This is a genomic window from Phytobacter cepae (assembly GCF_054165735.1).
In genome coordinates, this window is the sequence record NZ_CM135107.1 from 1540663 (window position 1) to 1567025 (window position 26363).

A 26363-nucleotide genomic window follows, 5' to 3' on the forward strand; every position below is an offset into this window, starting at 1 on the left:
GAGTGTGAAGCGACAAAACCCTGGCATCTCCCTTATGACTGCGCGTCCAGACGTGACGCCAGTTGTACATACCCCGACAACATTCCCGTTGCTTCATCCATTTGCTTCGCATCAAGTTTATAAAACACCCAGTTCTTGATGCGTTTTGAGGTCACAATTCCTGCTTTTGCCAGAATTTGTAGATGGCCTGTCACCGTGGGCTGACTCAGACCAATTTTTTCGGTGATAAACCCCACACACACGCCATCCTTCACCAGGTCGCCGTCCTGCTGCTCCGGGAAATGCGACCTTGGATCAGACAGCCATTCAACAATCACAAGGCGATGTTCATTCCCCAGCGCGCGGAAGATATCGGCTGTTGATGTCTTTAAGTTGTTCATATAGCCAATTACCTATATAGTTATTTTCTTATATAGCTTACGGAGAATAGTATGACAAACCATCCACAAAGGCCAATGCACATCGTCACACTGAACGATATTTATCTCGCCTCGCGACGCATTAAATCAACGGTATGCAGGACGCCGCTTGACCATTCACCTGCGTTATCTTCGCAAGTAGGGGCCGAGGTCAGGCTCAAAATGGAAAATCTCCAGCATACCGGCAGCTTTAAACTCAGAGGGGCGGCAAACGTTGTTGCCAGTCTTGATGCAGACCAGCGACGCATCGGCGTCATCGCCCCGACGGCGGGGAACCATGGATTAGGTCTTGCCTGTGCAGGGCATGTCGCAGGGGTGCCCGTATCCATATACTTGCCGCATTCAGCCGATCCGATGAAGGTCTCGGCGATGGAAAGCTATGGTGCCCAAGTTACCTTTTTTGAAAATATTGAAGAGGCGAGGCTGGCCGCGATTGCCGCCGCGCAACAGTCCGGTGCGACATTCGTTTCTGCCTACAATAATGCGCAGATGATTGCGGGGGGCGGCACCGTCGGGCTGGAAATCATGGAAGAGTGGGCGGAGGCGGAGGTTATTCTCGTGAACATTGGCGGCGGCGGTCTGGCTTCCGGCGTTGCGACGGCTATCAAAGCCATCAACCCCCATGCCGAAGTGTGGGCAATACAAAGTGAAGCGAGCCCAACGTTTGCACGCTGGAAAGAGGCAGGCGAAACGGTTCCGGTGGCGTTATCGCCCTCCATAGCCGAAGGCATCAGTGGTTACATCGAGCCCGAAGCGATGACCTGGCCGCTGATTCGCGATCGCGTTGATCGTGTTCTTCTGGTCTCAGAAGCAGAAATCAAAGCCGCGATGTTCTTAATGCTGGATCTGCATGGCCATGTTACAGAGCCTTCAGGCGTACCTGCCGTTGCGGCAGCACTGCGTTACGCAAAAGCGCTCAGGGGGCGTAAAACAGTCTGCGTGGTCAGCGGGCGGAATATCTCGGGCTCCCGCTATCTCAAACTGGTGAATGACGCCCTCATCTGAGAAAAGGGCGTCGAGGCACGTTTACGGTGAGTCAGAGTCAGCCGGAAAATAACCCGCTAACGCTGAGGTGATGATGACTCCCGCTCGGGCAGATCGGATTCTGTAAGCGTAGCCCTCAGGTGTGGAAGACTCTGCGGGTAATTTTGTTGAATAAACTCAATCATTTTTTCCCGCACGTGACAGCGTAGATCCCAGGCCGTAGGGGAATTCTGTGCGGTCATTAACAAGCGGATTATCATTGATTTTTCAGTGGTATCCGTTACCTGCAACACCTGCGTTTGTTGATCCCAAAGTTTGGTTTCACTGAGCACTTTTTCAAAGTGCTTGCGAAGAGGTTCCAGAGGCATGGAATAATCAAGGTAGAGAAAAACCGAGCCCAGAATTTGTGCGTTATTCCGCGTCCAGTTTTGAAACGGATTTTCTGTAAAATACGTAATGGGCAAGACCAGGCGGCGCAGGTCCCAGAGTCGCACCACAACATAGGTCAGGTTGATCTCTTCAATCCAGCCCCACTCTTTTTCAACCACCACGGCATCATCGATTTTTATTGGCTGCGTAAAGGCTATCTGAATGCCGGCAAATAAGTTGACGAGCGACTTCTGTAAAGCAAAGCCAATGATTATTCCGGCAACCCCGGCACCGGCCAGAATAGTGGTGCCGAATTTTCGAACGCCCGGGAGACTGAGTAATATTAGCGAGAGGCAGAGCGTCACCAGGATGACGATAGCGACTTTTTTAACGTACATTATCTGAGTGCGAATTTTGCGGGCACGCAGATTATTGGAAATATTAATGTCGTAGCGTATAAAAAGCATATCTTGAGCGACGTTAATTAATCGAATCAGGATTGAGCAAAATGATAATATAATAAATATATTAATTGTTGTTGTAATAAAGCCAATGGATCCCGGTGTGATGTTGACATAATTAATTCCTAGGCTTATTAGCAGCAGAGGAATGAAAAGAAACATCGATCCGCGAAGGTGTTTTTCAAGTGATTTGAAGAGTTTTCTGTCACGACTCTGCCAGTAACGAATGAAGAGTAAAAGTATAGAACGCGTGAGAAAACCCATGACCAGCGAGACAGTGACGAGCAGTACAGCAGGCACCCATGCTGGAGCACCAGATAACTCACCAAATAAAAAAGGCATTATTTCCCCTTATAGCCTGCCAACAACCCAAATTGTCAAATTGCCTGAACAGCTCAGCGACCCTTCTTTTAAAGGTAATCTACAGATAGCCTGATTCAAACTTTTGATATAAAAAAACGTCCGCTGCTGGCACAAAAGCGCTCAAGGCACCCACAGCGCTGATAAACGTTTCACTGCGGCCTGCGCGTCTGGCGCACTGGCAAAATTAGTGAACCCCATTAACAGCCCATTGTGCTGATGCGATGTGGCATCCCACTCACTGAGCGCCCTGACGCCAAGCCCTGCGGCCTGAGCCGCCGCCGCCAGCGTTTTATCGCACTGATGCTGGTTCAACAAAGCCAGAACCTGGATCCCCCCCGCCTGAGGCTGGATGTGAAGCTGTGAGCCCGCCATACGTTCCAGTGCTTCCACCAGGTAACCGCGCCTGACGGCGTACAACTGACGCATCTTGCGCAAATGGCGGGCAAAATGCCCCTGCTGCATAAACGCCGCCACCATTGCTTGCGGTAGCACAGAGCCGGGCCCTGGCCAGCGATTCACCGCCTCGTAAAAGGTCTGTTGCAAAGCGGGGGGCACGACGAGGTAGGCCAGCCGCAAGCCGGGAAACAGGACTTTACTGAAGGTCCCGGTGTAAAGCACACGCTGCTCATGATCGAGACTTTTCAGGGCAGGGAGCGGGTGTCCGTGGTAACGGAACTCACTGTCGTAGTCATCCTCAATAATCCAGGCATCTTTTTGGTTCGCCCAGGCCAGTAACGCCAGGCGTCGGGGCAGGGACAGGGCGACGCCGGTAGGGCTTTGGTGTGAAGGCGTGACGACTGCAAATCGGGCATCCGGCGCCATCTGCTGCCCGATGGAGACCTGTAACCCCTCTTTATCTACCGGAACGGGGGTTAGCGTCATGCCCATTTGCTGCAGAACCTCTCTGCCGGGGAAGTAACCGGGATTTTCATACCAACCGCGGTCGCCAGCCCGTAAAACGGTGCGACACAGCAGTTCCAGCGCTCCCTGATAGCCGATGGTAATAAACACCTGCTCAGGCGCGCAGCGGATCCCACGGGAAATGCCCAGATAGGTGGCGATGGCCTCCCGTAGCGGGGCGTATCCCGCAGGATCGGGATAATTCATCATCGTCGCCTCAACCCTACGCAGCGTCTGCCCTGACAGACGGGCCCATATTTTGCGTGGAAAAGCGTCAAACGCCGGCAAACCTGGCTGAAAGGGGAGAGGATTTCCCATCTGGTGCATCTGATAGGGCAGCCCGTCTGTGTTACCGGGTTTCTGCCCCGGATGCGCGGCGCCTGGCAGCGTCGCCATGTGGGGCGAGACCCGTGTACCTGCCGCACCTTCTGTCACCAGGTAGCCTTCGCTGACCAGCATCTGCCAGGCCATTTCCACCGTTCCCCGCGCGACGTGAAGCTCGCTGGCGAGAGTACGTATTGATGGAACGCGTTCTCCAGGGCGCAACCGACCGGCACTGATGGCGTCGCGATAGCGCTGATAAAGCTGCATATAAAGCGGTGTGTCAGGCTGCCGATGGGGATTTAGCTCCGATGCTTTCACGGTATGTCCTGGTGATTTAGAGAATTCTTGTCACTGTAGCATGGGTCATGTCAGCGATATATTGCCGCCAGCAGACAGGGCGGCAGATACGCATTCCTGTTAGCCCCTGCATTATGTTCTTTCATCACCGGAGATAACTGATGAGCACCCCACAACGTTTACCCTATTTCACCCTTTCCCCGGAAGCCTATAACGGGTTTACAACCACGAAAAAAGCGCTGAGCAAGAGCAGCCTCGGGAAGGCGCTGACAGAGCTGGTCTGGCTGCGGATTTCGCAGATTAACGGCTGCGCATTTTGTCTTGAAATGCACGCTAAAGCCCTGCGTGAGGACGGTGAAAGCGCTGCGCGACTGGATAGTCTGGCAGGCTGGCGCGTCAGCGAATTATTTAGCGAACGCGAACGTGTTGCCCTTGCGTGGGCGGAGTCTCTGACCCACGTCGATAAAACCCATGCGCCTGATGAAGCGTATATTCCTCTGCAGACGCACTTTAGCGAAGTTGAAATTTCCGATCTGACCTTTGCCATCGCGTTGATGAGCGCCTTTAACCGTCTGGCGATCGGCATGCGTCAGTAATCATGACGTCCGGCTCAGGGATGCGCCGGAAAAAGCAAACCTGCGCATATTTACCCATCGCACTTCATTTTTGTTCTCCCCAACTGCATAAACGATCGCTGTCGAGAAGCGTATTGCATGGCTCTGTATTCTGACCTATGATTGCATCTGCAACGATTGCAATTGCAATCGTAATGGGTGATAAGGACACACATGACACAGATAACGCGCAATCTCGTCTTTTATACGGCGGACACCCCCAATGGGCAAAAAGTCAGCATCTTTCTTGAGGAGGCTGGCCTCGTGTATGAGCAGATCGATCTTGATCTTGCTAAGGGCGACCAGCATCAACCTGCTTTCCTCAACATCAATCCGAATGGCAAGATCCCCGCGCTGGTTGATCGGGAAGAGGGCCTGACCCTGTTTGAGTCGGGCGCCATCCTTTCTTATCTTTCATCGAAAACGGGGTGTCTGCTGCCCTCTACAGCCGCTGAAAACCTTGCCGTGCAGCAGTGGTTATTTTTCCAGGTCGGTGGCATTGGCCCAATGTTAGGGCAGCTGTGGTGGTTTTTGCATGGCACTGAAACCGTCAATGACCAGGCGCTAAAGCGATATCAGGCGCAATCACTGCGTCTTTATGGTGTCGTGGAGAGACGGCTCAGTGAATCAACTTTCATTGCCTCGGAGAACTACAGCATTGCAGATATTGCCGCATTCACCTGGCTGCGAACCTGGGAGGAGTTGAAACTCGATATCACTCCTTACCCGCATGTTAAGCGCTGGCTTGCGGCGATTGCGGCACGACCGGCGGTACAGGCAGGGCTTCAGGCGAGCAGGCCAGCTTCCAGCGCAGCAGATTCACGCATGACCTCCACCAAGGAGTGAAGCCATGGCGTGGACCTGGTTGTTTCTAGCGGCTGCTCTTGAGATTGTGATGGGAATTTCACTTAAGTTAACTGCGGGTTGGACGCGTCCAGGGGCGAGCGTCATCGCCGTGGTGTCTGGCCTGGGGAGTATTTACCTGCTGGCACTGGCGTTGCGTTCCCTGCCTGTAGGCATGGCTTATGCCATGTGGACTGGCGTAGGAACGATGGGGCTGGTGCTTACAGGTATGCTGGTTTTTCAGGATGAAATGAGCTGGGCCCGTGCTTTCTTCATGGGACTGATTTTCATCGGTGTCATTGGATTACGCGTCACCGACACCGCCGGATAAGCCCCTTGCAGGCTCTGACAGCGTGGGCGGTAACGCCGTTAGCCGGGCATGAGGGTGATGCCCGTTCCGATGGATGAAGAGGGGGCAGGCGGTATTAACGCGCCAGCGCCTTGTGCGCACGGGCCGCAGCCGCGACCTTGTCCAGTGCGGCAGAAAACGTGCTCTGCTCGTCGGTGCTGAACTGGCTCAGAAAATGTTCTGACACTGCACTTTCATAGACTTTCCACATCTTCTTGCGTAGCGCGCGCCCTTCTTCAGTAATGGTGGCAAACGCTGCACGACCATCCTCTGGCGAACGCATACGCACGACCAGCCCCTCTTTTTCCAGGCGATCTACCAGGCGCGTAAGATTGTACCGTTCGATGGCAAGCGCATCGGCGAGTTCATGCATGCGTCGCGTACCCTCATGGCCACTTTCCAGCCCCCATAGCACGTCATACCAGGCATACGCGGGCAGCTTTGCGGCTGCCAGGCGGCTCTCCACATCACGAATCATCAGGCGATGGGCACGTACAAACGAAAACCAGAGATCCGTTTGATTTTCCTGCATGGCTGGCTCCTGTCAATTTTTAAGTTGCATTTGCAATTATACCTGACTTAGCATGGCAAACGCCAGGATTGCATTTGCAATTCATAATGCGAGCGCCCGGTACAGCACCACATCCGCTTGATGTGACCGACCGTAATCGTGCCTCACCAGGTAATTTTTTAAGGAGATTCACCATGCATTCACACCCTGCGCTGCTCGACGTTGACCCATTAGAAACACGAGAGTGGCTGGAAGCCCTGGAGGCAACCATCGCGGTTGAAGGCCGTTCACGTGCACACTACCTGATCGACAGGCTCACCGATTTCGATGCGAGCCGACACGGTAGTTTCTATGGTCGTGTCACGACTCCCTATATCAATACGATTGATAAAGGCAGGCAACCCGCTTACCCCGGCGATCTAAGCCTTGAGCAACGTTTAAACGCCTACATCCGCTGGAATGCGATGGTCATGGTGCTGCGCGCCGGCAAACACTCCAATGTGGGTGGACACATCGCCACTTACCAGTCGGCGGCGGTGCTTTATGATGTGGGCTTCAACCACTTTTTCCGTGGCCGCACTGAGACCTTCGGCGGCGATATGGTCTATATTCAGGGCCATTCCGCACCGGGTATCTACGGGCGAGCCTTCCTCGAAGGGCGTATCAGCGAATCGCAACTGGATAACTTTCGCCGTGAAGCGGGACGTGATGGCCTCTCTTCCTATCCTCACCCACGTTTGATGCCTGACTTCTGGCAGTTCCCTACGGTTTCTATGGGGCTTGGCCCATTGACGGCGGTCTATCAGGCCCGGTTCATGCGGTATCTCGAATACCGTGGCATGCTGGAACACCAGGGCCGCAAAGTGTGGGCCTTCCTCGGCGATGGTGAGATGGATCAACCCGAATCGCTGGCCGCCATCTCGGTCGCCGGGCGAGAACAGCTCAGCAACATCATCTTTGTCGTCAACTGTAATCTTCAGCGGCTTGATGGACCGGTGCGGGGTAACAGCAAGATCGTTCAGGAGCTTGAAGGAACGTTTCGGGCCGCAGGCTGGAATGTCGTCAAAGTGCTCTGGGGCAGCGGCTGGGATGACCTGCTCGCGCGCGACAGCAGCGGGCTGTTGCGTCAACGCATGATGGAGTGCGTGGACGGCGAATACCAGACCTTCAAGTCGCAAAACGGCGCATATGTGCGTGAACACTTCTTCGGTAAATATCCTGCGTTGCTGGAGCTGGTGGCGCATCTGTCAGACGATGAGATTTGGGCGCTGACGCGTGGCGGCCACGATCCGGAAAAGGTCTATGCTGCCTATGCTGAAGCCGTAAGCACCGAAGGGCGGCCCACGGTTGTGCTGGCCAAGACGGTCAAGGGGTTCGGTATGGGGGAGGCGGGCGAAGGCCAGAATATCAACCACCAGTTGAAAAAGATGAGCCTGGAGGCGGTGCGTGCGTTCCGCGATCGTTTTTCACTTCCGGTACGTGATGACCAGCTCGAAGAGATGCCCTATCTTAAGCCCGATCCCGATAGTGAAGAGGCCCGTTACTTCGCGCAGCGCAGGGCTACGCTCGGCGGTTATGTGCCATCGCGATCCCGCCAGGTTGCTCCCCTCCCGGTGCCTGAGCTCAGTACCTTCGCTTCGCAACTCAACGGGAGCGGCGAGCGTGAAATTTCGACCACCATCTCCTTCGTGCGTATTCTGACCACGCTGCTCAAAGATGCCAGCCTCGGCAAGCTCATCATCCCCATCGTGCCGGACGAATCACGCACCTTTGGCATGGAGGGGCTGTTCCGCCAGATAGGCATTCACTCTTTCCTGGGGCAACTTTATACCCCGCAGGATGCAGGCCAACTGAGCTACTACAAAGAGGCCAAGGACGGTCAAATTCTGCAGGAAGGGATCAATGAATCTGGTGCGATGGCGTCATGGATGGCGGCCGGGACGGCCTATAGCAATCATGGCCTGCCGGCGATTCCGTTCTATATTTTCTATTCCATGTTTGGCATGCAGCGCGTCGGTGATTTGGCGTGGGCCGCAGGCGATGCGCGCACGCGAGGATTTCTGCTGGGGGCCACCTCCGGTCGCACCACGCTGATGGGCGAAGGCTTGCAGCATGATGATGGACACAGCCATGTGCTTTCTTCCGTGATCCCCAATTGTGTCTCGTACGATCCGACCTATGCCTATGAGCTGGCCGTCATCATTCAGGATGGCCTGCGCCGCATGTACGTGGACCAGGAGGATATCTACTACTACATTACCCTGCTCAACGAGAACTATCCAAACCCTGCTATGCCGCAAGGCAGTGAGGAAGGCATTCTCAAGGGGCTGTACTTATTACAGGATGGCCAGAAGCCGTCGTCTTCGCCAGGGCTACATCTCCAACTGCTGGGCAGCGGTGCTATTCTGCGTGAAGTGATGGCCGCCAGTGAGTTGCTGGCTGCGGATTTCGGTATTTCAAGTGATGTCTGGAGTGCGACAAGCCTCACTGAACTGCGCCGTGAGGGGCTTGCGACAGAGCGCTGGAACATGCTGCATCCCGAGCAGCAACCGCGTATTCCGTATGTGCAACAGTGCTTACAAGACCGTCCTGGCCCGGTGGTCGTGGCGACAGATTACATGAAGATCTTCGCCGACCAGATTCGTCCTTTCATCAATGACCGGCGGTTCATTAGCCTGGGTACGGACGGCTTTGGCCGTTCAGATACACGCGCATCGCTGCGTACATTCTTCGAAGTTGACCGCTATTTTATCGTGCTTGCTGCAATCAAAGCCCTGGCCGATGAAGGCCGGCTGCCTCGCGAAAAAATTCGCGAAGCGCTGCATCGGTACAATATCGATCCGGAAAAGATGGATCCGGCAGCAACCGAGGCGCACAACGGATGACAATGGATTATCTGCCGGGAACTGACGATACGTCTTGCAACCTGTTGCGTCTGCGATCTATCGTCTCATGCGTTGCGTAGACTGCTGCAAATGTGTCGATAACCTGGCTTTCAGAGGCTGCGAAAGCGGCCTCTTTGTCTGCCATCAGCCACGCTGGAGCGTACAGGCAATTCTGGCCGCTCCCTTCACTGAGTAAACGTGTTTACCTCATTGGCCCTCATCCATCACCTCCTGAATAAGCCAGTCATGGAAGACCTTCACTTCCCGGCGCTCGCTGGCCGTGGGGGAAGTCACGATGTAATAAGACCATTTTAACGGCCAGCGCTGATTGGCGTGGAGCTGTATAAGCTGCCCTGTTTCGATAAGTTGCTTCACCAGGGCTTTACGAACAATCGCCACACCGCGGCCGCTCAGTGCAGACAATATCACTGCAGAGGTTGAGTTGATGTGCAGTCCGCTCTCCTTCGCCGCGGGCGCGTTCACTGCCGTAAAGACATCTTCCCATGTTGGAAAATCGGCGCCTGGGTGAGGCGTGTCATCATGAATCAGTTTTTGTGTTGCGAGCCAGGTACCGCAGCTGATTTTTTCCGGCGGTACAAGCCGCGGGCTGCAAACCAGAACGGCTTCTTCGTCCATAAGCCAGGTTTTGTGCACCCCCTGCCAGTCTCCTTGTCCGCAGCGAATACCCACATCCGCTTCACCGTGGTAAACATCCATGATTTTCTCGGTCACGTTCAGACGCAGATCGATATTCTCATGGGTTTCAGAGAATCGGTTCAGGCGCTCCATCAGCCAGTTCATCACTAAAACCTGAGAGGCGGTGATCACTACCACTGAGCGTGCGCGTCGGCCTCGCAGCTTGTTCAGACCCATTTCGAGTTTATCCAGCCCTTGGGTAATGTCTGCCAACGCATCCTGCGCTTCTTCGACCAGCGTCAGACGTTCTTTGCCCGAGCGTGAGCGGTTGAGTAATGGGTGACCCACCCAGTCTTCAAGTGAGCGAACAAGCTGGCCTATAGCCGCAGGCGTAACCCCGAGTTCCTGAGCGGCACCGGTAAAGCTGCCATGACGGGCCGCCGCTTCAAAAGCATGGAGCCATTTCAATCGATTAAGCGAGCGCATGCCTGACCTCTGAAGTTTTTTACCTCCGCCAGTATACGTCATCGAGATAGATTTTCTTTCTCGCCAGGCAATTTCTTCTCATTCGCCAGCGTTCAGTTGGAGTGGCATTCTGCTTTCAATCGATAAGCGAATCGCCGTCTTATCTGTCGTAATTTCATGAATATTAAGAGGCTAGCAATGGACGTATCTTTCGCTGGTAAAAAGTTGTTGGTGGTAGGGGGGACGAGTGGGATGGGTTTTGAAACGGCAAAACGTGTTCTTCAGCGTGGCGGCAGCGTCGTTCTCGTGGGCAATCGTCAGGATAAAGCGGAACAGGCACGTCAGGCGCTGGCCGCAGAGGGGAGGGTTGCGCTTATCATCGCGGATCTGATGACTGAAGAAGGTATGCAGCACGTCGTTGATACTCTTAATACCGAGCATAAAGACATTAGTTTGCTGGTGAATGCGGCCGGCGTGTTCTTCCCGAAACCGTTTACCGAACATGAAGTGTCTGATTACGACATGTACATGAACATTAACCGCGCTACCTTCTTTATTACCCGCGATGTGGTACGCAATATGGTTGCGGCTGGCATCAAAGGCGCTATCGTCAACATGGGTTCGATGTGGGCGCAACAGGCCATCGGCGCAACGCCATCTTCGGCATATTCGATGGCAAAAGCGGGTTTGCATGCATTAACCAAAAACCTGGCCATTGAGCTGGGTAATAAAGGTATTCGGATTAATGCCGTCTCCCCGGCAGTAGTGCACACCCCTATTTACGAAGGCTTTATCCCAAAAGATGAGGTGAAGGACGTGATGAACAGCTTTGACAGCTTCCATCCCCTTGGCCGCGTGGGTACACCTGCTGATATCGCTGAAACCGTCATCTTCCTGCTTTCAGATAAGACTGAATGGGTGACCGGTGCCATCTGGGATATTGATGGTGGCGTAATGGCGGGGCGCAACGCCTGATGCGTACACCGTGCGCGGTAAACGCGCACGGTGCAGGAGAAAAAATGGAAAACGACGTTGCAAAATATGACATCGTGACAACGTGGCGGGGCGGCATGGCGAGTCAGACATGCTGCCATTCCTGCGTTATCGGGGAGGCCCTGCAATCTTCACACGGTCATGTGATCCACGCGGATGAGCCAGAAGCCCTGGGCGGCAAAGGGCTGGCACCTAATCCTCAGGAGTTAATGCTGGCAGCGTTCAATGCCTGCATGACAGCAGCCTTTGTGCATGAGGCCAGCCGGCAGAATATCGACCTGATATCCCTCGAAATTCAGACGTGGGGGGAGCTCAGTACAGGAATCCCGGTTCCCTCCCGGCAGATTACTGAAGAAGTGCCTGGCCGGGTTCAGTACATTATTTACGTAAGTGGTAGTGGCAGTATCACTCAGTATGAGCATATTCATCGCCAGGTAATAAATCTCTCTCCTAACCGATGGCTATTGGCTCAGAACATGACGATTGAAGGTAATTTAAGCGTGACCTGAACGGTCAACGATAATGGACATAGGTTGCTTACAGCGACGCACAATAAATCAGGAATGCTCACCCAATGACCGAAGAACGCACTCTGTCTGTCGCAGAACAAAATAATAATATCATCCGTCTGGCTGCGGCCCAGGCCTTGGCCGGGGCGAACTCGGTGGTCTTCTACGCCACCGGAGCGATAGTGGGCAATGCCATTGCCCCAAGTGGATCACTGGCGACATTGCCCATTACCATGTTTGTGTTGGGTATGGCGGCCTGCATTCTCCCGTTGGGCGTGCTCGCGAAAAAGTACGGACGTAAAGCGGCGTTTATGACCGGAACCGGAGCGGGGGTTATTACCGGCCTGACGGCTGCGCTTGCCGTGGTACTGGGCTCATTTCTGCTGTTCTGTATAGCGGCATTTCTTGGCGGCGCATATGCCGCTGTTGCGCTGAGCTTCCGTTTTGCGGCGACGGATGGTGTCAGCGCAGCACGTCGTGCGCGCGCATTGTCGTTGGTGATGGGCGGCGGCGTGGCTGCGGGCGTGATCGGCCCCATGCTGGTGACAAGCACAATGCATCTCTGGCCACCTCACACGTTTGCGATAACCTTTATCATGCAATCTCTTGTGGCTGTTTTTTCCGCGCTGGTGCTAAAAGGGGTCAAGTGCGTGGAGCCCGTTGCGGTGGCGATAGCTGCGGGGCGTACTCTAGGCGAAATAGTTCGCCAGCCCGGTTTTATCAACACCGTGTTCAGTGGCGCAGTCACCTATATGGTAATGAATTTCCTGATGACGGCGGCCCCGCTTTCGATGCATATGCATGGCATTTCTCAGGAAGCCTCCAATCTTGGTATCCAGTGGCATGTTATTGCGATGTACGGTCCCGGTTTCTTTACCGGCAAGCTCATCAGCCGCTTTGGTGCTATGCGCGTTGCCGCGGTCGGGTTACTGATTACCGCCGGATCGGTGGTGGCCGGATTAAGCGGAACGGATATCTTCCATTATTGGTTGTCGCTTATATTGCTGGGTATTGGCTGGAACTTTGGTTTCATCGGCGCATCGGCAAAAATCATTGATTACCATCGTCCGGAAGAAAAAACGCAGGTGCAGTCTCTTAATGATTTCGTGGTGTTCGGCGTGATGATCGTGGGATCTTTTTCTTCCGGGGCTCTGCTCAATCTCTTTGGCTGGAATGCGGTGTTATGGGGATCGCTTGTCCCGGTAGGTCTCGCGTTTCTCAGTATTATTAAAAACGTCGGAGCGGTAAAAGCGCAGGGGTAATGCCTGGCAAACCGGCTTTAAGCCTGCCTGTTCACCCATGACCTTACAAAGTGCAAGCTTGTAAGTCCGGTTTGTTTCGCTATGATTCAGGCGTCTAATTTGAAGAGCGTACTATGACCTATCGTCAATCAGCGGGGAAACGCATTTTGCTGCTGGCATGCATCATCATGATGGTGTGCCTGGTACAGCGTGCCTTTTTTCCGCATGAATTGCCGACAACTGCACAAGCGAGCGCCTTCACGCTTCAGGCTACAGAGCCGTCCGCAGGCGGTACGGAAACGAAGGGCATGACTTTGTGTTTGCTGAGTTCTCACTCGATCCACTGCGCTCAACCCCTCTTCTTTGATGGCATGATCCCCGCGTTAGTCGTCTTCCTTGCTCTGATAGCGCTTTTTTGTGTTATCAGCACCATGCCCTCGACACCCACCCCGGTCTTTCAACCTCTTCAGCGAATACATCTCAAAAACTGCGTCTTCAGAGAATAAAAAAACCGTTTTTTAAGCGGTTAATTTTTATTACTGGAGAAAACTATGTCAGCGATTTTCAGGGGGCTGTTCCTCTTGCTGCTGATCTGCGCGTCCGGGACTCAGGCGGCGGATACAGGGTGGGTGACCTCTCCCCAAAACGATCATGCGCGCATCCGATTGCGCGCTATGCAAACAAACGAAACGGTCGACGCGCTTTTGTACGTTCAGCTCACGCCTGGCTGGAAAACCTACTGGCGTTCGCCAGGTGAGGCGGGCGTTGCGCCGCACATCACATGGGCTGAGACGATGGCTGAACAGTGGTTCTGGCCCGTACCGTCACGTTTCGATGTGTCAGGGTTGTCTACCCAGGGCTACCATGGGCAGGTCATTATCCCGATTCAGATAAAGTCCACTGACAGTCGAGTTCTTGAGGGAACGTTATCATTGCCCACCTGTAGCAATGTCTGCATGGTGTCTGACTACCCTTTCAGCCTCGATTTAAAGGAAGGAAGCGATCCTTACTTTGCCGAAGATTATGCGCAGGCGATGTCTGGTGTTCCCTCGAACGAAACAAGTACAGAGAGTGTTTCTGCCTCCTGGGCATCAGGCCAGTTACGGATTGAGGCGCATAAGTCTGAGGGATGGGACAACCCACAAGCGTTCTTTGACCCGTTGAAGGGTAATGCTTTCCCAGGGAATCCGACAATCCGTATTGAGGGAGAACAACTGACCCTCCATGTCCCGGTTGTGGACGAGTGGGGGGACGCGCCGGATATTCAAAACGGCGATACGCTCTCTTTTGTGCTGGTAGACAAAGGGATCGGCCATGAGGTTAAAACGCAGATCGGGTTATCCCCACCACAAATGCGCACGCCCAGCAGCATAGTTAATGACGAGCCTGCACTCTGGCGCATTCTTCTTCTCGCCTTTACCGGTGGCATCCTTTTAAACCTGATGCCCTGCGTGTTGCCGGTGCTCGGTATGAAGCTGGGGTTCATTCTCAATGTGGCAGGGGACAGGAAAAGGATTCGGCTACGTTTTCTTGCCACAACCCTGGGTATTTTGACCTCATTCGCAGCCCTGGCGTTGTTCATCTCCATGCTTAAGTTGAGCCATGGCGGCTATGGATGGGGGATTCAGTTTCAAAGCAAAGGCTTTATTGCTTTTCTGACGCTCGTGACCTTCGCTTTCGCTCTTAATTTCATGGGTATCTTCCAGTTCAGACTGCCCTCTGCACTGACAAACAAACTGGCCGTGGCAGGGGGGCAGGGAACGGTCGGAAGTTTCTGTGAGGGGGCCTTTGCAACGCTATTGGCAACGCCTTGTTCCGCACCCTTTATGGGCACGGCCATTGCGTACGCTTTTTCTGCATCGTTGCCAGTGCTGTGGATTGTGTTTATGGCCTTGGGTTTAGGTATGAGCGTTCCCTGGCTGCTTGTTGCACTCTTTCCACGCAGCATCCTGATACTGCCAAAGCCCGGTGGCTGGATGAATACCTTGCGAATCATGCTTGGCATCCTGTTGTTAGGCTCCAGTATCTGGCTTGCCTCTTTGCTGGATGGGTATTTCAGCAATGGGTTAATTCCCGTGTTAATACTGTTCATGTTGCTTATTGCCATGTTTTCTGTCTTGAGATCACAGGTCCAGAAAAGTAAGGCAGTCTGGCTTATTGTCTTCGGCCTCGCGATGTCGAGTGGCTATCAGATAAATAACATTGTTAATGTTACTGGTAATAACGCACAGGATCGCAATGCTAAAGGTATTCAGTGGCAGCCTTTAAGTGAAAAGGCGATAACAACCGCACTGTCTAATGGTAAGGCGGTTTTTGTTGATGTCACGGCAGACTGGTGTATTACCTGCAAATTAAATGATGCACGTGTTTTCAGGCAACAAGATATTATCTCGGCGTTGAACTCACCGGATATTGTCGCCCTGAAAGGGGACTGGAGTCAGCCTTCTGATGAAATAACTCAGTTCCTTCAGAAAAGAAACAGTGCCGCTATTCCATTTAATCAAATTTATGGCAAGGGTAATGAGCAGGGCATTCTGCTTCCCCCTCTGCTGAACAAAAAAACTGTCCTCGAAAAAATTAACGAAGCAAAAGGAATGTAAAATGAGATCATTACTCTTTATTCTATTTTTAGTCTCGGCGGTGACACATGCGGCTTCAGCATTCACACCTGAACAAGAAGCGCGTGTAAAAGAACTTGTTCGCCAGACCCTTATGGAAAATCCACATATTCTGGCTGAGGTGGCGGAAAAATTGAACCAGCAGGCATCTGAGGCACAGAATAAAAATATCCAAGCCACTATCGAAGAAAATAAAGCGCTGCTGTTCAATGATGTGTATTCACCCAGAATAGGGGCTAAAAAACCGGCGTTAACGCTGGTGGTTTTTACTGATTATAACTGCCCGTACTGCAAGAAATTCGATCCTTATCTGGAGAAGATCGTGAAAGATTACCCGGAGGTGGCGGTAGTGATAAAGTTTTTGCCGTTTAGATCGGAAAGCTCGTTGACCTCGGCGCAGTTAGCGCTGACGCTCTGGAATACGGATCCCGATCGGTTTATGAAATTTAATGAAGTGTTGATGTCAAAAGTGGGTAATCATGACATCGCCAGTATTGAAGCTGCACAAAAACGCGCCGGTGTGGCCATAGCTGCGCCAGATGCGAAAAGTCTTGAGACGGTGAAAGCGTCTTTGGCGCTGGCAGATAAACTGAATATCCGGGGAACCCCAGCTACCCTTATCGGCGATCGGGTACTGTCAGGATGGGTGGAGTACGATCAATTTAAATCGATGGTGAAAACTGCGCTGGATGCAGTGAAACATTAACGGCAGACAGGGGCAGTTTTCTGCCCCTTATCTCCCTGGATTAATTTTTGCGAGAGTCTTCGCCATTCAGATTATGGGTACGCGTCAGCCCGTGGTTAACGATTTCGGCTTGCTGGATAATCCATTCTCGGAAATAAGCAATTTTAGGAAGACTGTCACAGCCGGGGCGATAAACAAGGTAATAGGCCAGCGGGCTGGACAGCGATACCTCAGGGCAAAGCCGGACCAGACGTCCACTTTTCAGATCGTCTTCAACCATAATGCTGCGGGCCAGCGCAATGCCATGCCCGTCGATTGCGGCCTGTAGCACCGCCGCTGAGTTATTGATTCGTAGCCCAGGTTTACGGGCTATCGCCTGGACGTTGAAGCGTTTGAGCCATTGCTCCCAGGTAATAAAATCTTTGTGATGTTCCATCGACAGGTCGTGGATCAGCGTCTGTTCCGGTACGCCAGTCAGGCAGTTCAGTGCCGGGTTTAATGAGATAAGCGACGGCGCGCAAACCGGGAATACCTCTTCAGCCATCAAGAGTTCCGCCTGCAATCCCTCCCACTGACCTAACCCGTAACGTATCCCAACATCTATACCCTGAGCGGTGAAATCGAGGATTTTAAGACTGGTTTCAAGACGAACATCAATGTCTGGCCAGCGGCTCTGAAAATCTTCTATTCGCGGCAACAGCCATTTCGCCGCAAAAGCAGGACTAATGGTGACATTAAGAATGCCATTCGTCGCCCCTTCACGCAGGCGTGTCATCCCGAGGTTCAGGTTTTGAAATCCGGCGCGGATGTCGGGTAAAGCCCGCACCGCAGGCTCGGTCAGTACCAGCGCTGCACGTCGGTTGTTGCTGCGGTGGAATAACGGGTAGCCCACCACATCCTCCAGTGAACGTACAAGTTGCCCCACGGCTGCCGGGGTCACATTGAGCTCTTCGGCTGCAAGGGAGAAGCTCAGATGACGGGCGCTGGCTTCGAAGGCGCGCAATGCGTTGAGATGGATCGGTATCTTCATATTAGATAGAAAACCTTTTTATAGAGCCAAGAATATCTCATTTGTGACGATTGAAGATCATTAACATAATGCAGAAACGGTGAGGGTGATCATAATAAATCTCTCGAATGGTTTCACCATTGCTTAGATTTTAACAAAAAGATTTTCTTTCTGTTTTTATCTGGTGAGTCAGCAAGATCCTGCCACCGTAAGACGTTTGGACGCGGTCGACCGTGCTTACAGCCGACCAATAATTAATCAAATCCAGGAGTTAACCATGGCTTATTTGCAAATTACGTTGGATATCAGTGAGCAAAACCGTGCGGCAGCGGCAGCGGTGTACCAAAAATATAAAGCCCCTTTCCTCAGCAACATTGATGGCGCTGTATCGAAAGAATTGCTGGTGCGAAAAGAGGACGTTCAGGTTCTGCATGGTTTTAAAACCGAACAACAGGCGCAGGCGTACTTGAGTTCTCAGCTCTTCATTGAGGATGTGGTTGAAGCGCTGAAACCTTATCTGAACAGCGCACCCGATGTGCGTATCTACGCGGTTGCCTGAACCCCCAACGAGTAAAGAGGTTCACATGTATCTGGACTGGACTGAACTGCGTAAAGAATTACGCTCTGCCGTCGGTAAGTTTGCGGGCCTGCAGCCTGATTTTATGCACGGTATCGACACCATGGAGAAAAGCGCTGCTGCGTCCGGGCATCTGGATGCGAAAACCCATGAGCTGATTGCGCTGGCAGTGGCTATTACCACGCGCTGCGATGGCTGCCTGTCTGTTCATGCGGAAGCGGCTGCAAAGCATGGCGCAACGCGTGAAGAGATTGCTGAAGCAATGGCTGTGGCTATCACCCTGAATACAGGGGCGGCGCTGGTTTACTCAAGCCGTGCACTTGATGCGTTTGACGCATTGCCAAAATAATCTTCGCCTTTTGACTCTCCTGCGGGAGGGTCACTTCTTTTTGCTACCTCTGGATTTCAGGATGCTGATTAATCACGATTTTAACCGGCGAGTCACGATAGCCAACGAAGATTATAAATGGGTGAACTCGCCACAACCGGGCGTCGATCGTGTGATGTTGGAAAGGATCGGGGGAGAGGTTGCACGCGCCACCAGTATTGTTCGCTATCTTCCTGAAGCAACATTCCCGTTTCATCACCATCCGGGCGGTGAAGAAATTCTGGTTTTAGCGGGTCAGTTTTCCGAAGGAGAGAGTGACTATCCTGCCGGATGGTATTTACGCAACTCACCGGGATCTTCTCACCAACCGCATAGCCAAAACGGGGCGACGATTTTCGTTAAATTGGGGCAGATGCTGACCGGTCATCACCCGCGCGTTCGAATTGACACGCGCGACGCGGCGAACTGGCATGAGCATGAGGGAATAAGGATATGTCCCCTGTTTGAAAGCGAACAAGAGAGTACCTTTTTGTTGCGGCTGATGACCGGGGCAATACTGTTTGAACCTGCGCTTATCGGTGGCGCGGAACTGCTTATTCTGGAAGGCTCGCTTCTCGAGGAAAATGGCATCCACGACAAAGGAAGCTGGCTACGCATTCCTGCCTCACAACCGCTGGTGTTCAGTGCCGGATCGGACAACACAGTGTTGTACATAAAAAAAGGTCACCTCTTTGCTCTGCAGGAAACCGCTCGATGATGAAAACGCAGGTAGCCATCGTCGGAGCGGGGCTGAGTGGCTTATATGCCGCCAGTTTGCTGGAGCAAGCCAATATCTCTTATCGCTTGCTTGAAGGCCGGGAGTTTGTGGGTGGTCGCATTCAACAAGCAGGACATACGGGCGTGGATGTGGGTGCAACCTGGATCTGGCCTGCCGTACAGCCTGAACTGGTGAGCGTGCTCGCGGATCTGGGGGTCTCACTCATCGCACAAAATGAAGCGGGTGATCTGTTATATGAACGTGCAGCGGGGTCGCTTGCCCGTTACCCCGGATACGTCTCTTCCCCTCCCGCTATGCGCGTGCGTGACGGCATGTCTCAGGTAATAGAAAAACTGCTGCAACGGTTGCCAGCGGCAAAAATCAGCACCGGCGTTCGCGTTACCCACGCCGCACGTGCCGATGAGCACATCACGATAAGGGGTACGGCAACGGGCGGTGAGGAGATTGTGCTACAGGCCGAACACCTGCTCCTGGCGTTGCCTCCCATGCTGGCGAAAAATATTCAGTTTACCCCTTCACTACCCAAAGATTTAACGGATGACTGGGGGCACACCGGCACGTGGATGGCGGCACAGGCAAAATATGTTGCGCTCTATGATGAATCGTTCTGGATAGCAGAGGGGCTGTCCGGTGAAGGACGGAGTATGGTTGGTCCGCTGATGGAGCTGCATGACGTATCTGTACCTGGCAGGGTCAATGCCCTGTTTGGCTTTCTCGGCATTCCCGCACAATCTCGCCAGGCGCTTGGGGAAGAAACCGTGCTTTCCCTGTGCCGCGCGCAGATGGTCAGGCTTTTTGGCGATAAAGCTGCCTCTCCTTCGGCAGAGTTTCTTAAAGACTGGTCAGCCGATTCCTTTACGGCCACAGCGCACGACCTGATGTTACAGGCAGCGCATCCTCTCCCGCCTGCTTTTCCGTTAGAAGGAGAGTGGGTGGAAAGCCTGACAGGTATTGCCAGTGAATGGTCTTCGACCTTTCCTGGCTACCTCGCGGGTGCAATTGAAGCGGCCCGAGAAGGTGTTAACCGGGTGACAGCAACGATGACACCCACTACCCGATCCTTTCCCTGATGGGATGACATGGAGAGACAAAATGAGAAAGACATATCAGGCCATGCAGGTCACCACCCCAGGTCAACTTAACATGGTCGAACGCGCATTACCGGTTCCCGGCCCTGGCGAGGTACTCATTAAAGTGGAGGCTTGCGGCATCTGTGGTGCCGACACGGGGGCCATTGAAGGGCATGAAAAAGGGGTGGAATACCCGCGGGTCCCCGGTCACGAGGTGGTAGGCACTCTCGCACAATTGTCAGAGCAGGTTCCAGCTTATTTGAAGGTCGGTCAACGTGTTGGCGTTGGTCGTCTGGGCGGACACTGCAATGCCTGCGAGCAGTGCCGTCTTGGTCACTTTAACCTTTGCCAGAATCAACCTGTTACCGGCAGCTCGCGTGATGGTGGATATGCGGAGTACATGCTCGCGCGGGCCACCGGGCTGGTGGCTATCCCGGAGGATCTCTCTTCTGTTGATGCCGCTCCCTTGCTCTGTGCGGGTATTGCCACCTTCAATGCGTTAAAAAAATCCCGGGCGCAGGCGGGGGATACCGTTGTCATTCAGGGCGTGGGCGGGCTTGGCCATCTGGCATTGCAATATGCCAGAAAAATGGGATTTCGTGTGATAGCGGTAGGGCGGGGCGAAGACATCGCTCATGACGTCAAAGCTCTTGGGGCACACGTCTATATCGACATCACTAAACAGGATGCGGTCGAAGTCATTAAAGGGTTAGGGGGCGCGCAAGTGATCGTGTCGACCATTACCGATAGCCCGGCAGTGTCAGCACTGATACCTGCACTTGCTCCGCAGGGCAAATTGATGGTGGTGGGGGTGGGGAAAGACAACCTGTCACTGATGCCGGGCTTTATGGTCGGAAGGGAAATTTCTGTACAGGGCGCCATTACCGGAACACCTGTTGAATTAGAAAAAGCACTGGACTTCAGCCTGCTGGCCGATGTACGCGCGATGATTGAAACCCTGCCACTGGAAAACGCACAGCAGGCCTGGGAAAAGATGCGCTCAGGCGAGGCTAAATTCCGCATGGTTCTCACCATGAATCAGTCACACCGTTTGCCATAAAATGACGACCAAGGAAAAGTCATGACAATTAAATCGCTGTCTGTAGAAGAGTTTTCGAGCGAAGTGCTGGCTGCGAAGCTGCCTGTCTTAATTGATTTTTGGGCGCCCTGGTGTAGCCCATGCCGTTCTGTTTCTCCTGTTATTGATGAATTAGCCCAGGAGAATGAGGGGAGATTGAAAGTCTATAAAGTGAACGTCGATGAGCAACCCGAATTAGCGGCTCAGCATGGCATTCGTTCGATTCCTTTCTTTAAACTGTTTGTCAGAGGGGAGGTCATTATGGAGTTTGCGGGTGTCAGACCGAAAAGTGACTTTGATACATTGATTACACATATCCTTGATAAAGAATAAATAGGTCTTCCCAAAAAATATAAAAATTCATCTGCATGAGAACATATATGAGTAATGTACGTGTTATACCCTGGCAGGATAACGAACCGGTTCCTGCACATTTGCTGGAAGCGATGCAAGCGCGTCGATCCGGTGGAAAACTAATTGGTATTGATCGGGTACTGCTAAAAAGCTTTCCACTGGCTGCTGGATGGAATGAGCTTCTGCGCCAGGTTCGGGCAAATTTCAACCTTGAGCTTGAATATCGCGAGCTTATCATGCTGCGTGTTGCGGTGCTGAATAATGCTGATTTTGAATGGGGCGTGCATTATCCGGCATATCTGCAAGCAGGCGGCAACGAAGCAAAAGCACAGGCATTAAAACAGGTTGTTGTTGAAAAAGATCTGTTTACGCCAATTGAAATGGCGCTGCTCTCTCTTACCGATCAGTCAACGAAAAATGTTGCCGTGAATGCTGAGCTGATCGCGTTATTAAAATCATGGATCGGTGATACCAAAACCGTAGAAGCGGTGGCCACGGTTGCGGCTTATAACATGGTTTCACGTTTTCTGGTGGCGCTGGATATTTAATTAATATCTCCCCTCTATTTAAATTATCCGGATATCGCTGCAGATAAATCCGCAGGCGCTGCTACGGGCGAAATCATCTGAGGTATAGGTCTGAACCTGGGTTTCGTCCGTAACAAGGAGAGAATATGTTTGGCTTAGATGCATTTCATCTCGCACGAATTCAATTTGCCTTTACGGTATCGTTCCATATTATTTTCCCGGCAATTACCATCGGCCTTGCCAGCTATCTTGTCGTTCTGGAAGGAATGTGGCTAAAGACGCGCCAGGGCATTTACGACGATCTTTATCACTTCTGGTCAAAAGTTTTTGCCGTGAACTTCGGTATGGGCGTGGTCTCCGGGCTGGTCATGGCTTATCAGTTTGGTACCAACTGGAGTGGTTTCTCACAATTTGCCGGCAGCATAACGGGCCCGCTGTTGACCTATGAAGTACTCACAGCTTTTTTCCTCGAAGCTGGATTTCTTGGCGTAATGCTCTTTGGCCGCAACAAAGTGGGGCCGGGACTGCACTTTTTCGCCACCTGCATGGTGGCGCTGGGCACGCTTATCTCCACGTTCTGGATCCTGGCCTCCAACAGTTGGATGCATACCCCGCAGGGGCACATCATTGTCAACGGGGTGGTCGTGCCTCAGGACTGGTTAAAGATTGTCTTTAACCCCTCTTTCCCGTGGCGCCTGGTGCACATGACCACCGCCGCATTCCTCGCCAGTGCCTTTTTTATAGGGGCCTCAGGTGCCTGGCATTTACTCAAAGGGAACGATACGCCGGCTATCCGTAAGATGTTCTCGATGGCGCTCTGGATGGCGTTAATTGTGGCCCCGCTACAGGCGTTTCTGGGCGATGGACATGGCCTGAATACTCTTGAGCATCAGCCAGCAAAAATTGCTGCCATTGAAGGGCACTGGGAGAACAGGCCGGGAGAAGCGACGCCCCTTATTCTCTTTGGTGTGCCGGATATGGCTCAGGAACGCACCAAATATGCGGTTGAAATTCCTGGACTTGGTAGCCTTATTCTCACGCATAGCCTGACGAAACAGGTTCCGGCACTCAAAAGTTTTCCCCCTGAGGACAGGCCTAACTCGCTTGTCGTGTTCTGGTCCTTCAGGCTCATGGTTGGCCTTGGGCTTCTCATGATTGCGCAGGGATTATTCAGCCTGTGGCTGCGCTATAAAAAACGACTCTACCATCATCGACCGTTTCTCTGGTTTGCTTTATTGATGGGACCTTCCGGGCTGATTGCCATTTTAGCAGGATGGTTCACAACAGAAATTGGCCGCCAGCCCTGGGTTGTCTATGGCGTACAACGCACCCGGGATGCCGTTTCAGCACATGGCGATCTGCATATGAGCCTGAGCCTAGCGGCCTTTATCCTGGTCTACAGTGCCGTATTTGGCGTGGGGTACCTCTACATGATGCGCTTGATAAAGCGCGGGCCAGTGGAGGGGGAAGGGCATCAGGCAGTTGAAGGCGGGCCCGGTAAAATAAATACCCCCGCACGTCCACTTTCAGCCGCGAATGATGCAGAAGGAGGTAACCAACATGATTGACCTTTCGCTTGTCTGGTTTGTCATCATTATTTTTTCCACCCTCATGTATATCGTGATGGACGGTTTTGATTTAGGGATAGGGATAATCTTCCCCTTTAATAAAGATGCGTCGGAACGCGATCTCATGATCAACACGGTCGCCCCCGTCTGGGATGGTAACGAAACCTGGCTGGTGATGGGGGGAGCAAGTCTGTATGGCGCATTCCCACTGGCTTATGCGGTTATCACGGATGCGTTAGCGGCTCCGCTTACGCTGATGCTGTTTGGGCTGATTTTCCGTGGTGTGGCGTTTGAGTTTCGTTTTAAAGCCACCCCCGCCCATCGCCCGCACTGGGATAAAGCGTTTATTGCCGGTTCCATTTTGGCGACCTTTATGCAAGGTGTGGTGGTCGGTAGCTTACTCAACGGATTACCCGTTACTGGACGCGAATACGCCGGTCCGGCACTCATCTGGCTAGACCCTTTTGCGCTTTTTTGCGGTGCCGGTCTGGTCATTGCTTACGGCGTGTTGGGGGCCACCTGGCTTATCATGAAGACGGAAGGTCAACTGCAGCAAAAGATGTCCCGTCTGACGGTACCGATGCTGACTGCATTAATGGTGGCGATCGGCATAATCAGCCTGTGGACGCCATTAAGTCATCCGGCTATCGCTCAACGCTGGTTTACACTCCCCAATCTGTTCTGGTTTCTTCCCGTTCCCGTACTGGTGTTACTCAGTTTTTGGGGCGTGTTACGCGCAGTGGGTAAAAAAGCACATTACACCCCTTTCTTATTGACTCTGTTACTGATTTTTTTGGGATTTTCAGGATTGGGGATCAGCATCTGGCCAAACATCATTCCGCCTTCGATAACCCTGCATCAGGCCGCTTCTGTAGAAATTAGCCAGGCATTTATGTTGGCGGGGAGCCTGCCTGTATTGCCGGTTATCCTCGGCTATACCTTCTGGAGTTACTACGTTTTCAGGGGAAAAGTTCGTGCCGGAGAAGGGTATCACTGAGGAGATAACATGATGAAACCACGCGCAGGGAAAAGACAATTTGTCTTCTGGAAAGGTATTGTGTGGATGATGGTGATTTGGGCACTCAGTGTTCTAGCGCTGGGCATTGTTTCAATGGTATTTCGCTTTTTGATGTCTGCAGCAGGCATGAAAGCATAGTCGCCAAAAAATAGTTAAATGGGGCATCAGCCCATAGATTAAGCTTTTGCGTTTGACAGCGAACATCCTCTCATTAGCGATCAATCCCGTGGGTTGTGAAGATTTTCATCATGCCCGTGCATACGTTGCACGGGCTTTTTTAATGAAAGAAAAACTATCCAGGCGTTAAAGTAAATCTGCTTTGGTTGTGAATATTTTTCAACTCATACTGCGGTTATCAACCGAGTCGTGCAGACTCTTCATTAGCCAGTCTTATACAGACTTATATAATGTTGACCCTATGCCCATACCACTGACAATTAAACAAATAGAAATGCTGGTTAAAATAAGCGAAGGAAAAGGGCTCTCTGAAGCGGCCCGACTACTTAATCTTTCACCTTCAGCCATCAGTAAAGGGCTTGCAGTGATGGAGGAAAATCTGGGGGTTCCTCTTATTCAACGAACCACACGAACTTTTCAGTTAACCGAAGCGGGTGAATACTTTGTGTCACGCGCCAGTGAATTATTAAAAGAATTTGATGATATTGTTAATACCACCTGTGGTTATTTTAATCATCCCCATGGCGCATTAAAAATCACCTGTTCTGTCGCATTTGGCTATGCGCACTTGATTGATATTTTTGAAGAGTATCGGCAAAAGAATCATGATGTAGAACTTATTCTGGACCTTGACGATCACCTGATTAATCTCAATGAAAATAATGTTGATATTGCGCTGAGGATCACTGCGACGCCGCCGCAGAATTATGCCGCCCGAAAGCTCTCAAAAATTAGCTGGATGTATTGTGCTTCCCCTGCCTACCTGCAGCGGATGGGAACGCCGACGAAACGTGTTGAGCTGACCAGCCATGAATGCCTGGTATATCCTGGTTTGACGCCGCCATTACGCTTTACCGATGTGCCATCATCGCATCCGCATTGTGACCTCAAGGCGAAGACACCGGTGCAGGCTAACAGCAGCCTGATACTTTTGAAGGCGGCGCTTTCTGGCCAGGGAATTGCCTGGCTGCCCTCTTATCTGATCAGTAAGCATATCGCCAGCGGTGAGCTGGTGCCGCTAAAGCTCGATGGGAAGTATGCGTATCCCACACACAGCCTTTATGCCCTCTACTTTCCCAGCAAGTTTCGCAACCCCAAGGTACGTTCTTTTATTGATTTTCTGGTGGAAGAGAAGCAACCGTGGAACGCCTGGGAAAAGGGTATCGAAGCGCTGTCGTGACAGAAAATAGTCAAACAAGAAGTAGATCACGTTTTTAAATGTAACTTACGAAAACCATAATTATAAAAATCCATTGTTTAGATCACATTTAGCGATAACAAAAAATAAATAAATGTGTGGTTGATCATAAGTTTTTTAAATAACTGAAGGTGAATAAAAGTGGAAACTGTTTTCGCTAATATTCAATCGCCATAGGTTTTTTGGTATGTAAAGCTTTCCCTGGTCAATCACTA

28 protein-coding genes are annotated in these 26363 nt (G+C 52.2%); 22 read left to right on the plus strand and 6 right to left on the minus strand.

Annotated elements, in window-relative coordinates; translation table 11 throughout:
* Window positions 1-32: 32 nt before the first annotated feature.
* Window positions 33-380 carry an ArsR/SmtB family transcription factor gene (locus ACUY4Q_RS07160; protein ID WP_458046356.1) on the minus strand — a complete coding sequence of 116 codons (348 nt, stop codon included), beginning with the start codon at window positions 378-380 and terminating at the stop codon, window positions 33-35.
* Between the two features lie 51 nt (window positions 381-431).
* On the opposite strand from ACUY4Q_RS07160, the gene ACUY4Q_RS07165 reads away from it, so the two are divergent.
* Window positions 432-1424 (plus strand): threonine ammonia-lyase, encoded by a 993-nt coding sequence (locus ACUY4Q_RS07165; RefSeq protein WP_458046357.1) that lies wholly within the window; start codon window positions 432-434, stop codon window positions 1422-1424.
* A gap of 56 nt (window positions 1425-1480) precedes the next feature.
* On the opposite strand, the gene ACUY4Q_RS07170 is transcribed toward ACUY4Q_RS07165, so the two are convergent.
* Together ACUY4Q_RS07170 and pdxR are read right to left on the minus strand one after the other, a co-directional pair.
* Window positions 1481-2575, minus strand: a complete 1095-nt coding sequence (locus ACUY4Q_RS07170) for a mechanosensitive ion channel family protein (protein ID WP_458046358.1) — start codon at window positions 2573-2575, stop codon at window positions 1481-1483.
* A 141-nt stretch (window positions 2576-2716) separates the two neighbouring features.
* A complete protein-coding gene (gene pdxR, locus ACUY4Q_RS07175) occupies window positions 2717-4138 on the minus strand; it encodes a MocR-like pyridoxine biosynthesis transcription factor PdxR (RefSeq protein ID WP_458046359.1) in 1422 nt (473 codons plus the stop codon).
* A gap of 140 nt (window positions 4139-4278) precedes the next feature.
* Between pdxR and ACUY4Q_RS07180 the strand changes: the two genes are divergently transcribed.
* From ACUY4Q_RS07180 to ACUY4Q_RS07190, 3 genes are all read left to right on the plus strand, one after another.
* Window positions 4279-4713, plus strand: a complete 435-nt coding sequence (locus ACUY4Q_RS07180; protein WP_458046360.1) for a carboxymuconolactone decarboxylase family protein — start codon at window positions 4279-4281, stop codon at window positions 4711-4713.
* Between the two features lie 192 nt (window positions 4714-4905).
* On the plus strand, window positions 4906-5577 hold the full coding sequence (locus ACUY4Q_RS07185) for a glutathione S-transferase family protein (protein ID WP_458046361.1): 672 nt from the start codon (window positions 4906-4908) through the stop codon (window positions 5575-5577).
* 4 nt (window positions 5578-5581) lie between these two features.
* Entirely contained in the window at window positions 5582-5905 is a 324-nt protein-coding gene (locus tag ACUY4Q_RS07190) for a DMT family transporter (protein ID WP_458046362.1), read from the plus strand.
* A gap of 94 nt (window positions 5906-5999) precedes the next feature.
* On the opposite strand, the gene ACUY4Q_RS07195 is transcribed toward ACUY4Q_RS07190, so the two are convergent.
* Window positions 6000-6455, minus strand: coding sequence for a MarR family winged helix-turn-helix transcriptional regulator (locus ACUY4Q_RS07195; RefSeq protein WP_458046363.1), 456 nt, complete (start codon window positions 6453-6455; stop codon window positions 6000-6002).
* 173 nt (window positions 6456-6628) lie between these two features.
* Here ACUY4Q_RS07195 and aceE point away from each other — a divergent pair, with 173 nt between their 5' ends.
* Window positions 6629-9319, plus strand: a complete 2691-nt coding sequence (gene aceE / locus ACUY4Q_RS07200) for a pyruvate dehydrogenase (acetyl-transferring), homodimeric type (RefSeq protein WP_458046364.1) — start codon at window positions 6629-6631, stop codon at window positions 9317-9319.
* A gap of 207 nt (window positions 9320-9526) precedes the next feature.
* On the opposite strand, the gene ACUY4Q_RS07205 is transcribed toward aceE, so the two are convergent.
* Window positions 9527-10441: a LysR substrate-binding domain-containing protein gene (locus ACUY4Q_RS07205; protein WP_458046365.1), complete on the minus strand. Its 915-nt coding sequence runs from the start codon at window positions 10439-10441 to the stop codon at window positions 9527-9529.
* 177 nt (window positions 10442-10618) lie between these two features.
* Here ACUY4Q_RS07205 and ACUY4Q_RS07210 point away from each other — a divergent pair, with 177 nt between their 5' ends.
* The 6 genes from ACUY4Q_RS07210 to ACUY4Q_RS07235 all read left to right on the plus strand — a co-directional run bounded on the left by ACUY4Q_RS07210 (window position 10619) and on the right by ACUY4Q_RS07235 (window position 16487).
* Entirely contained in the window at window positions 10619-11395 is a 777-nt protein-coding gene (locus ACUY4Q_RS07210; protein WP_458046366.1) for an SDR family NAD(P)-dependent oxidoreductase, read from the plus strand.
* Window positions 11396-11439: 44 nt separating this feature from the next.
* The gene (locus ACUY4Q_RS07215; protein WP_458046367.1) at window positions 11440-11922 is read left to right on the plus strand and encodes an OsmC family protein; all 483 of its coding nucleotides are present in this window, start codon (window positions 11440-11442) and stop codon (window positions 11920-11922) included.
* 65 nt (window positions 11923-11987) lie between these two features.
* Complete coding sequence (locus ACUY4Q_RS07220) at window positions 11988-13184, plus strand: MFS transporter (protein WP_458046368.1); 1197 nt, start codon at window positions 11988-11990, stop codon at window positions 13182-13184.
* 113 nt (window positions 13185-13297) lie between these two features.
* Window positions 13298-13669, plus strand: a complete 372-nt coding sequence (locus ACUY4Q_RS07225; RefSeq protein ID WP_458046369.1) for a hypothetical protein — start codon at window positions 13298-13300, stop codon at window positions 13667-13669.
* Between the two features lie 45 nt (window positions 13670-13714).
* Complete coding sequence (locus ACUY4Q_RS07230) at window positions 13715-15763, plus strand: protein-disulfide reductase DsbD family protein (protein ID WP_458046370.1); 2049 nt, start codon at window positions 13715-13717, stop codon at window positions 15761-15763.
* A gap of 1 nt (window position 15764) precedes the next feature.
* Window positions 15765-16487 (plus strand): DsbA family protein, encoded by a 723-nt coding sequence (locus ACUY4Q_RS07235; RefSeq protein WP_458046371.1) that lies wholly within the window; start codon window positions 15765-15767, stop codon window positions 16485-16487.
* Window positions 16488-16527: 40 nt separating this feature from the next.
* Here the strand turns inward: ACUY4Q_RS07235 and gcvA are convergent, their stop codons facing one another.
* The gene (gcvA, locus tag ACUY4Q_RS07240) at window positions 16528-17496 is read right to left on the minus strand and encodes a transcriptional regulator GcvA (protein ID WP_458046372.1); all 969 of its coding nucleotides are present in this window, start codon (window positions 17494-17496) and stop codon (window positions 16528-16530) included.
* A gap of 256 nt (window positions 17497-17752) precedes the next feature.
* Between gcvA and ACUY4Q_RS07245 the strand changes: the two genes are divergently transcribed.
* The 11 genes from ACUY4Q_RS07245 (at window position 17753) to ACUY4Q_RS07295 (ending at window position 26130) form a co-directional block, all read left to right on the plus strand.
* Window positions 17753-18034 carry a hypothetical protein gene (locus ACUY4Q_RS07245; RefSeq protein WP_458046373.1) on the plus strand — a complete coding sequence of 94 codons (282 nt, stop codon included), beginning with the start codon at window positions 17753-17755 and terminating at the stop codon, window positions 18032-18034.
* Between the two features lie 25 nt (window positions 18035-18059).
* Window positions 18060-18401: a carboxymuconolactone decarboxylase family protein gene (locus ACUY4Q_RS07250; RefSeq protein WP_458046374.1), complete on the plus strand. Its 342-nt coding sequence runs from the start codon at window positions 18060-18062 to the stop codon at window positions 18399-18401.
* A gap of 61 nt (window positions 18402-18462) precedes the next feature.
* Entirely contained in the window at window positions 18463-19137 is a 675-nt protein-coding gene (locus tag ACUY4Q_RS07255; RefSeq protein ID WP_458046375.1) for a cupin domain-containing protein, read from the plus strand.
* Window positions 19134-20228, plus strand: coding sequence for a flavin monoamine oxidase family protein (locus tag ACUY4Q_RS07260; protein WP_458046376.1), 1095 nt, complete (start codon window positions 19134-19136; stop codon window positions 20226-20228). Before ACUY4Q_RS07255 ends, ACUY4Q_RS07260 begins: the two co-directional genes overlap by 4 nt.
* A 22-nt stretch (window positions 20229-20250) precedes the next feature.
* On the plus strand, window positions 20251-21288 hold the full coding sequence (locus ACUY4Q_RS07265) for an alcohol dehydrogenase (protein WP_458046377.1): 1038 nt from the start codon (window positions 20251-20253) through the stop codon (window positions 21286-21288).
* A 21-nt stretch (window positions 21289-21309) separates the two neighbouring features.
* Window positions 21310-21639 (plus strand): thioredoxin, encoded by a 330-nt coding sequence (trxA, locus tag ACUY4Q_RS07270; protein ID WP_458046378.1) that lies wholly within the window; start codon window positions 21310-21312, stop codon window positions 21637-21639.
* 47 nt (window positions 21640-21686) lie between these two features.
* The gene (locus tag ACUY4Q_RS07275) at window positions 21687-22208 is read left to right on the plus strand and encodes a carboxymuconolactone decarboxylase family protein (protein WP_458046379.1); all 522 of its coding nucleotides are present in this window, start codon (window positions 21687-21689) and stop codon (window positions 22206-22208) included.
* Between the two features lie 125 nt (window positions 22209-22333).
* Window positions 22334-23755 carry a cytochrome ubiquinol oxidase subunit I gene (locus ACUY4Q_RS07280; RefSeq protein WP_458046380.1) on the plus strand — a complete coding sequence of 474 codons (1422 nt, stop codon included), beginning with the start codon at window positions 22334-22336 and terminating at the stop codon, window positions 23753-23755.
* Entirely contained in the window at window positions 23748-24752 is a 1005-nt protein-coding gene (cydB, locus tag ACUY4Q_RS07285) for a cytochrome d ubiquinol oxidase subunit II (protein WP_458046381.1), read from the plus strand. The genes ACUY4Q_RS07280 and cydB overlap by 8 nt, the downstream gene beginning before the upstream one ends.
* Window positions 24753-24764: 12 nt before the next feature.
* The gene (locus ACUY4Q_RS07290; RefSeq protein WP_458047283.1) at window positions 24765-24911 is read left to right on the plus strand and encodes a DUF2474 domain-containing protein; all 147 of its coding nucleotides are present in this window, start codon (window positions 24765-24767) and stop codon (window positions 24909-24911) included.
* A gap of 280 nt (window positions 24912-25191) precedes the next feature.
* Window positions 25192-26130: a LysR family transcriptional regulator gene (locus ACUY4Q_RS07295; protein WP_458046382.1), complete on the plus strand. Its 939-nt coding sequence runs from the start codon at window positions 25192-25194 to the stop codon at window positions 26128-26130.
* Window positions 26131-26363: the final 233 nt, after the last annotated feature.

Excerpts from the sequence above, each read along its gene's own strand:
- ACUY4Q_RS07160 (WP_458046356.1), bottom strand. The coding sequence starts at position 380 with ATGAACAACTTAAAGACATCAACAGCCGATATCTTCCGCGCGCTGGGG.
- ACUY4Q_RS07165 (WP_458046357.1), top strand. The coding sequence starts at position 432 with ATGACAAACCATCCACAAAGGCCAATGCACATCGTCACACTGAACGAT.
- ACUY4Q_RS07170 (WP_458046358.1), bottom strand. The coding sequence starts at position 2,575 with ATGCCTTTTTTATTTGGTGAGTTATCTGGTGCTCCAGCATGGGTGCCT.
- ACUY4Q_RS07180 (WP_458046360.1), top strand. The coding sequence starts at position 4,279 with ATGAGCACCCCACAACGTTTACCCTATTTCACCCTTTCCCCGGAAGCC.
- ACUY4Q_RS07185 (WP_458046361.1), top strand. The coding sequence starts at position 4,906 with ATGACACAGATAACGCGCAATCTCGTCTTTTATACGGCGGACACCCCC.
- ACUY4Q_RS07190 (WP_458046362.1), top strand. The coding sequence starts at position 5,582 with ATGGCGTGGACCTGGTTGTTTCTAGCGGCTGCTCTTGAGATTGTGATG.
- ACUY4Q_RS07195 (WP_458046363.1), bottom strand. The coding sequence starts at position 6,455 with ATGCAGGAAAATCAAACGGATCTCTGGTTTTCGTTTGTACGTGCCCAT.
- aceE (WP_458046364.1), top strand. The coding sequence starts at position 6,629 with ATGCATTCACACCCTGCGCTGCTCGACGTTGACCCATTAGAAACACGA.
- ACUY4Q_RS07205 (WP_458046365.1), bottom strand. The coding sequence starts at position 10,441 with ATGCGCTCGCTTAATCGATTGAAATGGCTCCATGCTTTTGAAGCGGCG.
- ACUY4Q_RS07210 (WP_458046366.1), top strand. The coding sequence starts at position 10,619 with ATGGACGTATCTTTCGCTGGTAAAAAGTTGTTGGTGGTAGGGGGGACG.
- ACUY4Q_RS07215 (WP_458046367.1), top strand. The coding sequence starts at position 11,440 with ATGGAAAACGACGTTGCAAAATATGACATCGTGACAACGTGGCGGGGC.
- ACUY4Q_RS07220 (WP_458046368.1), top strand. The coding sequence starts at position 11,988 with ATGACCGAAGAACGCACTCTGTCTGTCGCAGAACAAAATAATAATATC.
- ACUY4Q_RS07225 (WP_458046369.1), top strand. The coding sequence starts at position 13,298 with ATGACCTATCGTCAATCAGCGGGGAAACGCATTTTGCTGCTGGCATGC.
- ACUY4Q_RS07230 (WP_458046370.1), top strand. The coding sequence starts at position 13,715 with ATGTCAGCGATTTTCAGGGGGCTGTTCCTCTTGCTGCTGATCTGCGCG.
- ACUY4Q_RS07235 (WP_458046371.1), top strand. The coding sequence starts at position 15,765 with ATGAGATCATTACTCTTTATTCTATTTTTAGTCTCGGCGGTGACACAT.
- gcvA (WP_458046372.1), bottom strand. The coding sequence starts at position 17,496 with ATGAAGATACCGATCCATCTCAACGCATTGCGCGCCTTCGAAGCCAGC.
- ACUY4Q_RS07245 (WP_458046373.1), top strand. The coding sequence starts at position 17,753 with ATGGCTTATTTGCAAATTACGTTGGATATCAGTGAGCAAAACCGTGCG.
- ACUY4Q_RS07250 (WP_458046374.1), top strand. The coding sequence starts at position 18,060 with ATGTATCTGGACTGGACTGAACTGCGTAAAGAATTACGCTCTGCCGTC.
- ACUY4Q_RS07255 (WP_458046375.1), top strand. The coding sequence starts at position 18,463 with ATGCTGATTAATCACGATTTTAACCGGCGAGTCACGATAGCCAACGAA.
- ACUY4Q_RS07260 (WP_458046376.1), top strand. The coding sequence starts at position 19,134 with ATGATGAAAACGCAGGTAGCCATCGTCGGAGCGGGGCTGAGTGGCTTA.
- ACUY4Q_RS07265 (WP_458046377.1), top strand. The coding sequence starts at position 20,251 with ATGAGAAAGACATATCAGGCCATGCAGGTCACCACCCCAGGTCAACTT.
- trxA (WP_458046378.1), top strand. The coding sequence starts at position 21,310 with ATGACAATTAAATCGCTGTCTGTAGAAGAGTTTTCGAGCGAAGTGCTG.
- ACUY4Q_RS07275 (WP_458046379.1), top strand. The coding sequence starts at position 21,687 with ATGAGTAATGTACGTGTTATACCCTGGCAGGATAACGAACCGGTTCCT.
- ACUY4Q_RS07280 (WP_458046380.1), top strand. The coding sequence starts at position 22,334 with ATGTTTGGCTTAGATGCATTTCATCTCGCACGAATTCAATTTGCCTTT.
- cydB (WP_458046381.1), top strand. The coding sequence starts at position 23,748 with ATGATTGACCTTTCGCTTGTCTGGTTTGTCATCATTATTTTTTCCACC.
- ACUY4Q_RS07290 (WP_458047283.1), top strand. The coding sequence starts at position 24,765 with ATGAAACCACGCGCAGGGAAAAGACAATTTGTCTTCTGGAAAGGTATT.
- ACUY4Q_RS07295 (WP_458046382.1), top strand. The coding sequence starts at position 25,192 with ATGCCCATACCACTGACAATTAAACAAATAGAAATGCTGGTTAAAATA.